Source organism: Mesorhizobium sp. B2-3-15, assembly GCF_006442875.1.
GTDB classification, from domain to species: domain Bacteria; phylum Pseudomonadota; class Alphaproteobacteria; order Rhizobiales; family Rhizobiaceae; genus Mesorhizobium; species Mesorhizobium australicum.
The window spans coordinates 500,066-514,246 of the sequence record NZ_VFVO01000001.1 but is presented as its reverse complement, the minus strand read 5'-3'; the positions used below and the strand labels follow the sequence as shown (position 1 = coordinate 514,246).

At 64.9% G+C, this 14,181-nt stretch carries 14 protein-coding genes; 11 read left to right on the top strand and 3 right to left on the bottom strand.

Going from position 1 to position 14,181, the window contains the following annotated elements; genetic code table 11:
* Positions 1 to 590: 590 nt before the first annotated feature.
* From FJ954_RS02510 to FJ954_RS02490, 4 genes are all read left to right on the top strand, one after another.
* Positions 591 to 1,079 carry an Rrf2 family transcriptional regulator gene (locus FJ954_RS02510; RefSeq protein ID WP_140619852.1) on the top strand — a complete coding sequence of 163 codons (489 nt, stop codon included), beginning with the start codon at positions 591 to 593 and terminating at the stop codon, positions 1,077 to 1,079.
* Between the two features lie 31 nt (positions 1,080 to 1,110).
* Positions 1,111 to 2,454, top strand: a complete 1,344-nt coding sequence (locus FJ954_RS02505) for an FAD/NAD(P)-binding protein (protein WP_140660307.1) — start codon at positions 1,111 to 1,113, stop codon at positions 2,452 to 2,454.
* Positions 2,455 to 3,296: 842 nt separating this feature from the next.
* Positions 3,297 to 4,736 carry a pyridoxal-phosphate dependent enzyme gene (locus FJ954_RS02495; protein WP_140660306.1) on the top strand — a complete coding sequence of 480 codons (1,440 nt, stop codon included), beginning with the start codon at positions 3,297 to 3,299 and terminating at the stop codon, positions 4,734 to 4,736.
* On the top strand, positions 4,733 to 5,902 hold the full coding sequence (locus tag FJ954_RS02490; protein ID WP_140660305.1) for a PLP-dependent aspartate aminotransferase family protein: 1,170 nt from the start codon (positions 4,733 to 4,735) through the stop codon (positions 5,900 to 5,902). The genes FJ954_RS02495 and FJ954_RS02490 overlap by 4 nt, the downstream gene beginning before the upstream one ends.
* A gap of 104 nt (positions 5,903 to 6,006) precedes the next feature.
* Here FJ954_RS02490 and FJ954_RS02485 read toward each other — a convergent pair whose 3' ends face one another.
* Together FJ954_RS02485 and FJ954_RS02480 are read right to left on the bottom strand one after the other, a co-directional pair.
* Positions 6,007 to 6,195: a hypothetical protein gene (locus FJ954_RS02485; RefSeq protein WP_140660304.1), complete on the bottom strand. Its 189-nt coding sequence runs from the start codon at positions 6,193 to 6,195 to the stop codon at positions 6,007 to 6,009.
* Between the two features lie 7 nt (positions 6,196 to 6,202).
* Positions 6,203 to 6,388, bottom strand: coding sequence for a hypothetical protein (locus FJ954_RS02480; protein WP_015314718.1), 186 nt, complete (start codon positions 6,386 to 6,388; stop codon positions 6,203 to 6,205).
* A gap of 167 nt (positions 6,389 to 6,555) precedes the next feature.
* On the opposite strand from FJ954_RS02480, the gene rsmI reads away from it, so the two are divergent.
* Both rsmI and FJ954_RS02470 read left to right on the top strand, forming a co-directional pair.
* The gene (gene rsmI / locus FJ954_RS02475) at positions 6,556 to 7,452 is read left to right on the top strand and encodes a 16S rRNA (cytidine(1402)-2'-O)-methyltransferase (RefSeq protein ID WP_015314717.1); all 897 of its coding nucleotides are present in this window, start codon (positions 6,556 to 6,558) and stop codon (positions 7,450 to 7,452) included.
* An 81-nt stretch (positions 7,453 to 7,533) separates the two neighbouring features.
* Complete coding sequence (locus FJ954_RS02470; protein WP_015314716.1) at positions 7,534 to 7,911, top strand: YraN family protein; 378 nt, start codon at positions 7,534 to 7,536, stop codon at positions 7,909 to 7,911.
* Positions 7,912 to 8,029: 118 nt separating this feature from the next.
* Here FJ954_RS02470 and FJ954_RS02465 read toward each other — a convergent pair whose 3' ends face one another.
* Complete coding sequence (locus FJ954_RS02465) at positions 8,030 to 8,836, bottom strand: undecaprenyl-diphosphate phosphatase (protein ID WP_015314715.1); 807 nt, start codon at positions 8,834 to 8,836, stop codon at positions 8,030 to 8,032.
* A 232-nt stretch (positions 8,837 to 9,068) separates the two neighbouring features.
* Between FJ954_RS02465 and FJ954_RS02460 the strand changes: the two genes are divergently transcribed.
* From FJ954_RS02460 to FJ954_RS02440, 5 genes are all read left to right on the top strand, one after another.
* Positions 9,069 to 9,761, top strand: a complete 693-nt coding sequence (locus FJ954_RS02460; RefSeq protein WP_015314714.1) for a glutathione S-transferase family protein — start codon at positions 9,069 to 9,071, stop codon at positions 9,759 to 9,761.
* A complete protein-coding gene (gene queG / locus FJ954_RS02455) occupies positions 9,742 to 10,896 on the top strand; it encodes a tRNA epoxyqueuosine(34) reductase QueG (RefSeq protein WP_140660303.1) in 1,155 nt (384 codons plus the stop codon). Before FJ954_RS02460 ends, queG begins: the two co-directional genes overlap by 20 nt.
* Positions 10,893 to 11,801: an SDR family oxidoreductase gene (locus tag FJ954_RS02450; protein WP_140660302.1), complete on the top strand. Its 909-nt coding sequence runs from the start codon at positions 10,893 to 10,895 to the stop codon at positions 11,799 to 11,801. Before queG ends, FJ954_RS02450 begins: the two co-directional genes overlap by 4 nt.
* A 64-nt stretch (positions 11,802 to 11,865) precedes the next feature.
* Positions 11,866 to 12,951: a penicillin-insensitive murein endopeptidase gene (mepA, locus tag FJ954_RS02445; protein ID WP_140660301.1), complete on the top strand. Its 1,086-nt coding sequence runs from the start codon at positions 11,866 to 11,868 to the stop codon at positions 12,949 to 12,951.
* Positions 12,952 to 13,134: 183 nt separating this feature from the next.
* Complete coding sequence (locus FJ954_RS02440; RefSeq protein WP_140660300.1) at positions 13,135 to 14,181, top strand: glucokinase; 1,047 nt, start codon at positions 13,135 to 13,137, stop codon at positions 14,179 to 14,181.

Here is a 14,181-nt window from a genome sequence, read left to right as displayed (position 1 = left end):
AGTTCGCTAATTCCATGGTTCTTGTAGAGTTAAATCCTTCCAAGGAAGGAGAGCTTGTTGGAAAAAAGCCACTGGCGGCGGGCCGCCACGGCGGAAGTGACGGTTGCCGTCGTCCAAGAGCGGCGAGCCCATCAACTTTGCCCGAGGGCTCGACCTCGACCGTTGCAGATACAGAGAGGTTCAAACCAGAATTCCGGGTTTTCCCGATCTCCAGCAACTAATGCTTCGAATGGCACGGAATTTAGAATGAGGTTCCACGTGCCGGCACTTAAGTATAGTAACCTTATGAACATAGGAGCGAGGTGCCGATGACAGGCCATCCCAAGCGTATGGTGGAGATCGCTGGCGTCGTCGGTTCCCAGCCGCGGGCCGTCATGCGAGCAACCCTGGCGTCTGTGTCCTCGAAATCACAAGGCGGGCCTAAAATCGCCGCAACGAGTTGAAAATCAAGCAAGATCAACCGCAATTGGCTTGTATATCATGTCACTGGAATTTATGTGTCATGGAGGCTTCGGCGCGGCGGGGAGGCACGCGAGGCGTTTCGCAACGGATGGCCTAAGGCCATCGCACGACAGAGAAACGTTCGGTTCATGCTCACCAAAAAAGGCAAGTACGGCCTCAAGGCGCTCGTCCATCTCGCGCACATGCCGGCCGGACGGCTCGCCTTCGTCGGCGATATCGCGACCGGCAACAACATCCCGAAGAAATTCCTCGACGCTATACTGGGCGAGCTGCGCAATGCCGGCTTCGTCCAGAGCCGGAAGGGCAAGGAGGGCGGCTATCGCCTGGCCCGGCCCGCCGACGAGATCAAGGTCGGCCACGTCGTGCGCGTCCTCGACGGGCCGCTGGCTCCGATCCCCTGCGCCAGCCGCACACAGTATCAGCGCTGTGAAGACTGCAACGAGGCGACATGCCAAGTCCGACATCTGATGCTGGAAGTCCGGCAGGCGATCGCCGAGGTGCTCGACCAGCGCAGCCTCGCCGAGATGCGCGACATTGCCGACGACCTCCCGGTCGCGAGGGACGACCTGCCGGTGGTGCGGAACGACCTGTCGGTCGCGGTGAAGGTCCAGGCCTGAAGCCGGCACTTCGCATGGGGCTCGCTTGCGCATGACCGGGCGAACCAACCCGACCCGTTCCATCATCATCGTCGGCGGCGGCGCCAGCGGCGTCGTGCTGGCCGCGCATCTGCTCAAATCGCCCAATCCGGACCTGCGCGTCACATTGATCGAAAAACGCCCGCATTTTGGCCAGGGCATTGCCTATTCGACGCTGCTGTCGGCGCATGTGCTGAATGTCAGCGCCGCAGGCATGAGCGCCTATGCCGACGATCCCGGCAATTTCTGGCGCTGGCTGCTGGAGCGGGGGCTTGCGACACCGGAACAGGCTCCGGTCTATGCGCCGCGCAGCCTCTATGCGCGTTATCTCAAGGAATTGCTCGACGACCTGGAAACGCGCGAGCGCGAGACCGGCCGGCTGCGCCTGATCCGCGAGGAGAGCCTGTCGATCACGCCGACGGCGTCCGGGGTCGAGGTGGCGCTCGCCAACGGCACCAGCGTGGTCGCCCATCTTGCCGTGCTCGCCACCGGCCATGACGAACAGCCCGCGCAGGGCCACGCGATCCGGATGGGCTCGGAAGCCGACACCGCGCTCGATCCAGACAGCCGGATCCTGGTGCTGGGCACGGGCTTGAGCATGGTCGATGCATTCCTTTCCCTGGAGCAGCGCGGCCATCGCGGCGACATCATCGCGGTGTCGCGGCGCGGCCTGCTGCCCTCGCCGCACCGCAAGGGCAATCCGATCAAGCTCGACGTCGCCGACATCCCGCTCGGCACCCAGCTCTCCTATTTCGTCGGCTGGTTCCGCGACCTCATCCGTCAGAACCAGAAGGCCGGCGTCGACTGGCGCGACGTGGTGGACGGCCTGCGCCCCTTCAACCAGAAGATCTGGCAGAACTGGCCGGCCTCGGCCAAGCGCCGCTTTGTCGAGCACACCAAGGCCTGGTGGGACATCCATCGTCACCGCATGGCACCGGAGGTCTACGCCAGGGTGACGGAGGCCGTGCAATCGGGCCGCATCCGGCCGCTCGCCGGGCGCGTCGTCGCCGTCACGCCGGGCGACGGTTTCGCGGTGGAGGTCCAGTCGCGCCACACCCAGCGCCTCGAAACATTCGGCGTCGCCCGCATCTATGATTGCTCCGGTATCGTGCGCGACATCTCGACCTCGTCGAACAGCGTGGTGCGCTCGCTGGTCGACCGCGGCCTGGCGCGGCCGGACCCGCTGCGCATCGGCCTCGACGTCTCGGCCAATTGCGAGATCATCGCCGCCGATGGCACCGTTTCGCGAAAAATTCTCGCCGTCGGCCCGCTGACGCGCGGCACCTTCTTCGAGATCGACGCCATTCCCGATATCCGAGTCCAGTGCGCCAGGCTGAGCAAGCGGTTGCTGGGGTAGACAATCCCAGGCGGCGATTGTCTTTGGCAAGTGGTGCCCGCCTTAAGCCGCGAGCGTCTTCCGTGATCGCACCATATTCGGCTGGGCGTAGTCTGGTATTCGTCCTGAGCGGCCCTATATCGGTCTGAACAACTTCCGTTCTTAACTATAAAACGGCAGGACTAAAGTCTTGCGCGCTAGCAGGCCTTGGTCCGAGGGGTCTTCGAACGTTCCGTGCTTGTCCATTGGACGTTCCATTACTTTAGTCAATCGAGATATACGTGGCTTGATATGGACCGCGGTAATGGGGATGCGAATCGGCCTGCCAAAAGGCGCGATCTTCCTTCCGTCGAGTGACCCAATGCCTCCTCAGCCCGGTTTCGAGCCAGTGCTTTCCTATGCCCTCGGACCAAAAGAATGGCCGGTGCGGGGATGCTTGGGTTGGAAGCAGATCGCACCGGCCATCGCGGGTTAGGCTTCGATTGGGATCGTCCCCCGCACGACCAAGCTACATATATATTAGCTATTGCTCAACTAAGACTGAAGTCCCTCCAGCTACCAGCCGGAGGGATGGCGTTCAGCCCAAATGCCTCACACACGGCGCGCGCGGTCTCGGCGCCGGAAAAATTCTGCTGGCCGGTGATCAGGTTGCGACGCCTTCGCTGGACCGGATCATGCCGCCGTCCAGTCCGACGGCTTGGCGCTGTCTCGCTGGCGTTTCGGTCGGCACCGCCTCGCCTCGCCTGGATGACGGCCCCATGGAATTTCATTCCCCGTCTGGCCACCGGATTGGCACGATCTATCTTCTTTCCAACTGCGATCGGCTGGAAAAGACGCTAGGGTTGACCCATGGAGGCTCCGACATGAGTGAGCATAGAAAAACCACGGCCGACAGTGCCTCCTCGGATAGGGCGCTCTCGCGCCTCCGGCCGCCCTATGCGTCGTTGCTCGATCTGATCGGGCAGACGCCCATCGTCGAGCTGACCAAGTTCGACACCGGAAAATGCCGGCTGTTCATCAAGCTCGAGAGCCAGAACCCTGGCGGCTCGATCAAGGACCGTATCGCGCTGTCGATGATCGCAGCGGCCGAAAAACAGGGCAAGCTGAAGCCCGGCGGCACCATCGTCGAGGCGACAGCCGGCAATACCGGCCTTGGCCTCGCCCAGGTCGGCATTCCCAAGGGTTACCGCATCATCCTGGTCGTGCCCGACAAGATGTCGCGCGAGAAAATCCAGCATCTGCGCGCGCTCGGCGCGGAAGTGCGCATGACGCGTTCCGATGTCGGCAAGGGCCATGCCGAATATTACCAGGACATGGCGGAAAAAATCGCCGCCGAACTGCCCGGCGCCTTCTACGCCAACCAGTTCGCCAATCCGGCCAACCCGCTGGCGCATCAGACGACCACCGGCCCGGAGATTTTCTCGCAGCTTGACGGGGATGTCGACGCGGTGGTGGTCGGCGTCGGCTCGGGCGGCACGCTGACCGGGCTTGGCCGCTACTTCGCCGAGGTGTCGCCGAAGACGGAGATGGTGCTGGCCGATCCGGTCGGCTCGGTGCTGGCGCCGCTGATCAAGACCGGCAAGATGGAAGAGGCGGGAAGCTGGACCGTGGAAGGTATCGGCGAGGATTTCGTGCCGCCCAATGCCGATCTGTCTTTGGTCAAGAAGGCCTATTCCATCACGGACAAGCAGAGCATGCTGGCGGTGCGGGATCTGTTGTCCCGGGAAGGCATCCTGGCCGGTTCTTCCTCCGGGACGCTGCTATCGGCGGCGCTGCGCTATTGCCGCGAACAGACGGTGCCCAAGCGCGTCGTCACCTTCGTCTGCGACAGCGGCAACAAGTACCTGTCAAAAGTGTTCGACGATTTCTGGCTGGCGGAACAGGGACTGGCCGAACACGAACAGCATGGCGACCTGCGTGACCTCGTGATGCGCACTCACCGTACCGGCGACACTGTCTATGTCGGGCCGGACGAGAGCCTGCTCAACGCCTATGGACGCATGCGCCGCTCCGATGTCTCGCAACTGCCGGTGCTCGACAACGGCAAACTCGTCGGCATCGTCGACGAGAGCGACATCCTTGCCCATGTCGACGGCCCCTATGACGGGCGCTGGGAGCGCTTCAACGGCCCGGTGCGCACAGCCATGACCTCGAACCTGCACACGCTGCAGGCCAGCCAGACGCTGGACGCGCTGCTGCCGGTGTTCGACCGCAACGAGGTTGCCATCATCTTCGACGGCGACGAGTTCGTCGGCCTGATTACCCGCATCGACCTGATCAACCATCTGAGGCGCGCACGATGACAACATCCGGAAAGAACCGCCTGGCGTTTTCGACGCGCACCATCCATGGCGGCCAGAGCCACGACCCGCTCACCGGTGCGGTGATGGTGCCGATCTACGCCACCTCGACCTATGGCCAGCAGTCGCCCGGCTTGCACAAGGGTTTCGAATATGCCCGCAGCCAGAACCCGACGCGCTTCGCCTTCGAGCGCGCCGTGGCCGATCTCGAAAGCGGCTCGGCGGCTTTCGCATTCGCTTCCGGCCTGGCGTCGATCGCCACGGTGCTCGAATTGCTCGATTCCGGCGCGCATATCGTCGCCACCGACGACATTTATGGCGGCTCGTTCCGGCTGATGGAGCGGGTGCGCAAGCGCTCGGCCAATCTGCGGATTTCTTTCGTCGATTTCACCAATCTGGCCGCGGTTGAAGCCGCGATCCGGCCGGAAACAAAAATGCTTTGGGTCGAGACGCCGACCAATCCATTGCTGCGCATCGTCGATCTCGAAGGCGTCGCGGCGTTGGCGAAGCGCAAGGGGATCTTGTCCGTCGCCGACAACACCTTCTGCAGCCCCTACATCCAGCGGCCGCTGGAGCTCGGCATCGACATCGTGGTCCATTCGACGACGAAATATCTGAACGGCCATTCCGACATGGTCGGCGGCGTCGCCGTGGTCGGCGACAACAAGGATCTGGCCGACCGGCTGAAATTCCTGCAGAACGCCATCGGCGCCATATCGGGCCCGTTCGACAGTTTTCTGGCGTTGCGCGGTTTGAAGACCCTGGCGCTGAGGATGGAGCGTCATTCCACCAACGGCCTGAAGATCGCGCAGTGGCTGGAAGCGCGAAAAGATGTGCGCCGCGTCATCTATCCCGGCCTCGCCAGCCATCCCCAGCACGCCATCGCGGTCCAGCAGATGCATGCCTTCGGCGGCATGATCACGGCTGTGCTCGATCGCGATCTTGCCGGCACCAAACGCTTTCTCGAACGCACGCAGCTGTTCACGCTGGCCGAAAGTCTTGGCGGGGTGGAGAGCCTGATCGAGCACCCGGCGCTGATGACGCATGGCTCCATTCCCGCCGAGAAGCGGGCGGAGATCGGCATATCGGATTCGCTGGTACGGCTGTCGGCGGGGATCGAGGATGGCGACGATCTGATCGCCGATCTGGATCGGGCGCTGGGGGGCTGAGTGCCTTTCGGCTGACCGAGGCCCGTGTTGCTCGCGGGCATGCGCTGCGTCGCGCCTTGCTCCGCCCACGACGATGAACTGTCGTCTCGCCGATCTGAACCGGATCAGGCGTCGTGTTTGTGGCGATGCTTTCCGCGATCCTTCTCGGCGTGGGACTCTCCGGAGCGCACCGGCTTGGCGTCGTCCTTGTCGCGGCGCCCTCGGTGCTGGTCGCCTATGGGAGATAGCGGCACGCCGTGGCGCGCGTTTTTCGTTTCGAGACGGGTGATGAAAATATCGAAGCGATTGGGCATCGTCCGGTCAGTGCTCCGTCGTGCTGTCGGGTTTGTTGTCGGAAAGCCTGACATCCGTCGGCAAGGCAATCGCGGCCTGCTTGGTCAGGCTGGTGTCGTCCCGGGCTGGCAGCCGCTTGTCCTGGCGTGCGGCAATTCGGCCGCGGCCGGCATAGTAGGGCTCGAAAGCGTCCTGTATCGTCAGGCTGTCCATCCTGTCCTCCCTTGGGAATCAGGGGCTAAATCTGCCAAAACCGGTTTCGTTCCCTACTGTGGCGAAGGAATGGCGACTGCCTTACATCGGTGTGAGTTTTGCAAGCCGGCGCCAGCCATGCCAAATGGGTTTGGCAGGCCAAACAGGGCTGAACGGAGACGGCATCGGTGACTGGCGAAACGGGCAAGCGCAGCTATGTGGTCGGGCAGACCGAGATCGCGGCCCGTCCGCTCGATCCGGCGCTCTATCTGGTGGCGACGCCTATCGGCAACCTCGCCGACATCACGCTGCGCGCGCTGGAGACGCTGGCCGCCGCCGACATCGTCGCCTGCGAGGACACGCGCGTGTCGCGCGTGCTGCTCGACCGCTACGGCATCCGCCGGCGCACCACGGCCTATCATGAACACAATGCGGGCGAGGCCGGGCCGAAGCTGATCGCCGCACTCGAAGCCGGCCAGAGCGTGGCGCTGATCTCGGATGCCGGCACGCCGCTGGTCTCCGATCCCGGCTACCGGCTGGTCGGCGAGGCGCTCGACCACGGCATCCGCGTCGTGCCGATCCCCGGCCCCTCGGCGCCGCTTGCCGCCCTGACGGCGTCGGGCCTGCCGTCGGACGCTTTCCTGTTCGCCGGCTTCCTGCCCGTTAAATCGGGACAACGGCTGGCCCGGCTGGAGGCCCTGAGAGCCGTGCCGGCGACGCTGATCTTCTTCGAATCGCCGCGCCGGCTGGCCGAGTCGCTCGGCGCCATGGTCGAGGCGCTCGGCGGCGAGCGCAAGGCCGCCATTGGCCGCGAATTGACCAAGACGTTCGAGGAGATGCGCACCGGCACGCTGCGGGCGCTCGCCGACCACTACGCGGGGGCCGATACGCCCAGGGGCGAGATCGTCGTCTGCGTCGGCGCCGCCGAGGCCAAGGCCGACGAACCTGAAGACATCGATCGCCTGCTCTTGTCGCTCGCCGCTGAAATGCCCGCCTCCAAGGCGGCGGCGGAAGCGGCGAAAATGACCGGCGGCCAGAAGCAGGCGCTATATCGGCGGCTGCTCGAGCTCAAGGACAGACCATGATCGCGAAAAGCGGAAACCGGTTTTCTCGGACAAACGGTTCCGTTTGTCCAAAAGTCATGGCCGAGCAACGAGAAACCAGCGGTGGCTGAGCGCCCGAGCGCCAGCCGCCAAAAGGCCTACCGGCGCGGCCATCGCGGCGAATGGCTGGCGGCGGCCGCGCTGATGTTGAAGGGCTACCGGATTCTCGCGCGCCGCCACCGCACCCGCTTCGGCGAGATCGACCTGATTGCGCGGCGCGGCGACCTCGTCCTGTTCGTCGAGGTCAAGGCGCGCCGCACGCTGATAGAGGCCATGGAGGCGATCGGTCACGAATCGGAGCGCCGCATCGAGGGTGCTGCCGATATTTGGCTGTCCCGCCAGCCCGACTATGGCAGGCTGTCGATGCGCTTCGACATGGTCGCCGTGCTGCCGTGGCGCTGGCCGGTGCATGTCCCGAATGCGTTTTACGGAAGGAGTTGACAGAAATCCGTGCGAGGCAGCCCCCTCATCCGGCCGCTAGGGGAGAGGTCGGGTTGCCCCGAATTGCCCCTCTCAATTCGGTTGGCAATCCCGGTGAGGGGCCTGCAACAACGCACGTTCAGCCCCAGATCATCAACGCCACCAGCCCGACGATCCCCACCACCAGGCGCCACCAGCCGAACAGCGAGTAGCCGTTGCGCGAGACGTAGTCGAGCAGGTAGCGCACCACGACCAAGGCCGTGACGAAAGCGGCGACGAAGCCGATGGCGATGATCGGCAGATCGGCCGAGGTCAGCACGTTGCGGTTCTTGAACAGGTCGAAGGCGAAGGCGCCGACCATGGTCGGGATGGCGAGGAAGAAGGAAAATTCCGCCGCCGCCCGCTTGTCTACACCCAGAAGCAGCGCGCCGACGATGGTCGAACCCGAACGCGACGTGCCGGGGATCAGCGACAGGCACTGGAACAGGCCGATCTGCAGGTAGAGTCTGGTCGGGAACCGCTCGACGTCGCGATAGACCGGCTTGAGGTTCATGCGGTCGACGACCAGCAGCACGACGCCGCCGATGATCAGCATGATGCAGATCAGTCGGGGTGATTCGAACAGCACCGTCTTGATGAAATCATGCGCCAGCGCGCCGATGATCGCCGCCGGCAGGAAGGCGATGAGGATGCCGATGACGAAATGCCGCGTCAGCCGGTCATGCGGCAGATCGAGCAGCATCTGCCACAGGCGCCGGAAATAGACGCTGAGGATGGCCAGGATGGCGCCGAGCTGGATCAGGATCTCGAAGGCCTTGCCGGTCGACTGGAACCCGAGGAAATGGCCGGCGAGCAGGATGTGGCCGGTCGAGGACACCGGGATGAATTCGGTCAATCCCTCCAGCAGGCCAAGCAGCAGGGCTTCGACGATGGTCTGGCTTTCCATTTCTACCTCGGCGTTGGCGTGACGGCTAACAGAATGGCTTGCTTGTCATGGCGCCGAAGTCCCCCTATAGGTCGCAACACCCCTGACGGCCCGCTAGCCGGGCGGCCAAGACTTACCGGTGCGCCCTGCGATTCGCCAGTGTGGCAATCCGGAATTCGCCATACCTGGAACGAGCGCGACGCGCGAATTCCGGATTCTGAACGACACCAGTGCGCTTTATCATCGCGGAACCATGCTGACGCTTTTCCACCATCCCATGTTCGCTACCTGCCGCTTCGTCCGCCTCGCCTTTGGCGAGTATGGCGAGGAGCTGGCGCTGATCGAGGAAAAGCCGTGGACGCGGCGCAAGGAGTTCTTGGCGCTGAACCCGGCCGGCACACTGCCGATCCTGCTGGCCGAAGGTGACGTGCCGATCATCGGCGCGACGGTGATTTCCGAATATCTCGACGAGACGCGCGGCGTGCTCAAGCGCGACAAGCGGCTGTTCGCCGAGGATCCGATGCAGCGCGCCGAAATCCGCCGGCTGATCGACTGGTATCTCAACAAGGCCGAAAGCGAAGTGACGCGCCATCTGGTGCGCGAACGCGTGCTGAAGCCGGTGATGCCGGAAACGGCGGGCGGCGGCTCGCCCGATTCAGGCGCCATCCGCGCCGCGCGCGCCAACATCCGCCAGCACATGAAATACACCAACTGGCTGGCGGGCACCCGTCATTGGCTGGCCGGCGGCAGGGTCACCTATGCCGATCTGGCGGCCGCCGCGACGCTGTCGGTGCTCGACTATCTCGGCGAGATCGACTGGCGCGAACACCCCGCCGCGCGCGAATGGTACACGCGGGTGAAGTCGCGGCCCTCCTTCCGGCCGCTCCTGACCGACCGCGTGCGCGGCCTGTCGCCGGTATCGCACTATGCGGATCTCGACTTCTGACGCGTCGAAACTGCGCGCGCTGATCGACGCGGAGGCGCGGCGCGCCGGCTTCGACGCGGTCGCCGTCACCACCCCGGATGCCATCCCGCTGGCGCCGGCGCGCCTGGCCGAATTCGTCGCCGACGGCTTTCACGGCTCGATGGACTGGATCGCCGAGACGATTGCGCGCCGCGGCGAGCCATCCACGCTGTGGCCCGACGTGCGCTCGATCATCGTGCTGGCGATGAATTACGGACCGGATCATGATCCGCGCGACGTGCTGGCCAGGCGCGATCGCGGCGCGATCTCGGTCTACGCGAAAAACCGCGATTATCACGAGGTCATGAAGGGCCGGCTGAAGGAGATCGCCGGCAAGATCGTCGCGCGCGCCGGCGGCGACGTGAAGGTCTTCGTCGACACGGCGCCCGTGATGGAAAAGCCGCTGGCGGAAGCAGCGGGGCTGGGCTGGCAAGGCAAGCACACCAACCTGGTCAGCCGCGAGCACGGCTCCTGGCTGTTCCTCGGCACCATCTTCACCACGGCCGAACTGGAACCGGACAAACCCGAGATCGACCATTGCGGCTCCTGCCGCGCCTGCCTCGACGCCTGCCCGACCGACGCGTTCCCCGCGCCCTACAGGCTCGATGCGCGGCGCTGCATCTCCTATCTCACCATCGAGAACAAGGGGCCGATCCCGCATGAATTTCGGGAAAAGATCGGCAACCGCATCTATGGCTGCGACGACTGCCTCGCCGCCTGTCCTTGGAACAAATTCGCCCGCACCGCGTCCGAGGCCAAGCTCGCCGCGCGCGACGATCTGCGCGAGCCGCCGCTCGCCGATCTCTTGGCCCTCGATGATGCTGGCTTCCGCGCCTTCTTCTCCGGTTCGCCGATCAAACGCATCGGCCGCGACCGTTTCGTCCGCAACGTGCTGATCGCCGCCGGCAATTCCGGCGATGGCGCGCTTGCCGGCGTCGTCCGGGACCTGCTCGGCGATGCTTCTCCCCTGGTGCGGGGCGCGGCAATATGGGCGCTGGCGCGGCTGGTGCCGGAAACCGAATATGCCGAACGGGCCGCGAACGGCTTGAACAGTGAGGACGACGCGGCGGTGCGCGAGGAATGGCGCCTGGCGCGGCCAAGCAGGGCACATGCATGAGCGGAAAACAGGTCTTCATTTTCGGTGCCGGTTATTCCGGAAAGGCATTTGCCCGCGCCAATAGGGGAACCGCCAGCATCTTCGGCACGACACGCTCCGAGGAAAAATTCGAAGCGCTGCGCCAGGCCGGCATCGTCCCACTGCTGTTCGACGGCAAGTTGACGAACGAAATCGGCGCTGCGCTGGAGAAAACCACGCATCTGGTGGTTTCGGTCGGTCCGGAAGAAGCCGGCGATCCGGTGTTGAATGCCGCTCGCCAGGCAATCGCAGGGATGCCGGCGCTGGAATGGATAGGCTATCTCTCGACCGTTGGCGTCTATGGGGATCATGGCGGCGCCTGGGTCGACGAGACGGCCGCCTGCCGGCCGGTGTCGAAGCGCTCGGTCATGCGGGTCGAGGCCGAGCGGGCCTGGCAGAGGCTTGGCGAGGACATCGGGCGCCCAGTGGCGATCCTGCGGCTGTCCGGCATTTACGGTCCCGGCCGCAACGCGCTGGTCAATCTGGAGAACGGCACTGCCAGGCGGCTGGTCAAGCCGGACCAGGTGTTCAACCGCATCCATTGCGACGACATATCAGGCGCGCTGTGGCATCTGATCAGCGGCAATAGAGGCGGCATCTTCAACGTCACCGACGATGAGCCGGCGCCGCCGCAGGATGTCGTCGCCTACGCCGCACATCTGATGAGCGTTGAGCCGCCGCCCGAAATTCCCTTCGACAGCGCCCAACTTTCGCCCATGGCGCGATCCTTCTATGGCGAGAACAAGCGGGTCGCCAATGCGGCGATCAAGGCGGCGGGCTATCGGTTTCGCTTTCCCGACTATCGCGCCGCTTTCGACCATATGTGGGCAAGCGGCGACTGGCGTGACGGTGCACCGCGCAGCCCGATGAGCGGCGTGAAGGGATAGGATGATCGAAGCGTGGCGCTTGGCGTGGTATGATTCGGCGATTGCAGGCACGGGGGTGCGGTTCATGAAATCATCGATGCGGCCGCTTGGCGCCAGAAATGCGGTATTGGCGGCAGCGCTGGCTCTGGCAGGCCTGGCCGCGCAGCCGGCAGCGGCCGAGGAACGGGCGAAAGACCTGTTCGGCGCCGAGAAGCTGCCGACGGCCACCGCCCCGCAATCCTTCGGCTTCTATTCCAAGGGCTGTTTTGCCGGCGGCGTCGCCATTCCCATGGATGGTCCGACCTGGCAGGTGATGCGGCCTTCGCGCAACCGCCGCTGGGGCCATCCGGCGATGATCGCGCTGATCGAGAGATTGTCGCGCGACGCCGTCGCCGACGGTTGGCCGGGCCTGTTGATCGGCGACATCGCGCAGCCACGCGGCGGCCCGATGCTATCAGGTCATGCCTCGCACCAGATCGGGCTCGACGCCGACATCTGGCTGACGCCGATGCCCGACCGCACCATGACCAGGGCGCAGCGCGAGACCATGAGCGCCACCTTGATGGTCGACGACAAGACGCATCTTGTGAAAGACGCGCTTTGGACGCCGGCGCACACGCGGCTTTTGAAGCGCGCGGCGAGCTATCCGGAGGTCGAGCGCATCCTGGTCAATCCCGGCATCAAGAAAAAGCTCTGCGACACGGTCAAGGGTGACCGCTCGTGGCTACGCAAGATCAGGCCGTTCTGGGGCCACGACTACCATTTCCACATGCGCATCGGCTGCCAGCCGGGCTCGCCCAATTGCAAGGCGCAGGAAGCAACGCCGGAGGATGATGGCTGCGGCAAGCCGCTGGCCTGGTGGTTCACGCAGGAGCCGTGGCGGCCGAACAAGAACCCGGATGCGCCCAAGGCACGTGACCTGATGACGATGGCCAACCTGCCCAAGGAATGCCGCGCGGTGCTCGACGCGCCGGGGCCTGCCTCGGCCGAGGCCGCGACCTATCACGGCGACGCCGTGCCGGTCGCGGTGGCGGTGCCTGAGCCGGAAGCGCCGTCGCTGCCCGCCGTCACGGCAAGCGGCACCGCCGGCCTGCCAAGCGCGGTGAACGCCTTCACCGCGACGCCCGAGGTCGGCGTACCGGTGCCGCGGCCACGGCCGCCAGCGAAGTGATTGGCGCGCCACCCGCAGGCTCAATCGGTTTAGCCCCCGTTTTCATGAAACAGTGGCCGTTTGGCCGCAGAACCTCTCCCTGCGCGCCACCAGGCCCGAAAACCGTTTCCCTTTTCAAACTCATGCGCTAGTCAACGCAGGAACGGCGAAACGCCGTCGCGGGCGCCGGGGACGGACGAGAGCATGCCAAGCACGGGCGATGACGAGACTTTGCTGCGGTTTCCGATCCTGATCGGCGATATCGGCGGCACCAATGCGCGGTTTTCGATCGTGCTCGACGCCAATTCCGAGGCCGGCGAGCCGATCATCGTCCAGACCGCCAATTACAACACCATCGACGAGGCGATCCAGGCGGCGGTGCTCGACCGCTCGTCGGTCCGGCCAAATTCGGCGGTGCTGGCCGTGGCCGGCCCGGTCGACGGCGATGAGATCGAGCTCACCAACTGTCCCTGGGTGGTCAAGCCGAGGCAGATGTTCGCCAATCTTGGGCTGAGCGACATCGTCGTGCTCAACGATTTCGAGGCGCAGGCGCTGGCCGTCGTGGCGCTTGGCGAAGAGCATATGGAAAAGATCGGCGGCGGCACGCCGGAGCCCAATGCCGGCCGCGTCGTGCTTGGCCCCGGGACCGGGCTCGGTGTCGCCGGGCTGGTCCACGCGCTGCATCACTGGATCCCGGTGCCCGGCGAAGGCGGCCATATGGACATCGGGCCGCGCACGCCGCGCGATTTCGAGGTCTTCCCGCATATCGAGAAGCTCGAGGGCCGCATTTCGGGCGAACAGATCCTGTGCGGACGCGGTCTCGTCAACGTCTACCGGGCGGTGGCCAGGGCGGATGGAAAGCCGTCGCCCTTCACCACGCCGGCCGAAGTCACCGGTGCGGCGCTGGCCAAGACCGATCCGGTGGCGCAGGAAGCCCTCGAGACCTTCGTCACCTGCCTCGGCCGCACCGCCGGCGACCTGGCGCTGGTGTTCATGAGCCGGGGCGGCGTGTTCCTAACCGGCGGCATCGCGCAAAAGATCGTGCCGGCGCTGAAGCAAGGCAATTTCCGCGCCGCCTTCGAGGACAAGGCGCCGCACAGCGCGCTGATGCGCACCATGCCGGTCTATGTCATCACCCATCCGCTGGCTGCCCTTCTCGGCCTTGCCGCCTATGCCAGGAACCCCTCGCTGTTCGGCGTCCAGACATCGGGCCGGCGCTGGCGCGACGAAGTTAGTCACCCCAAGGCATAG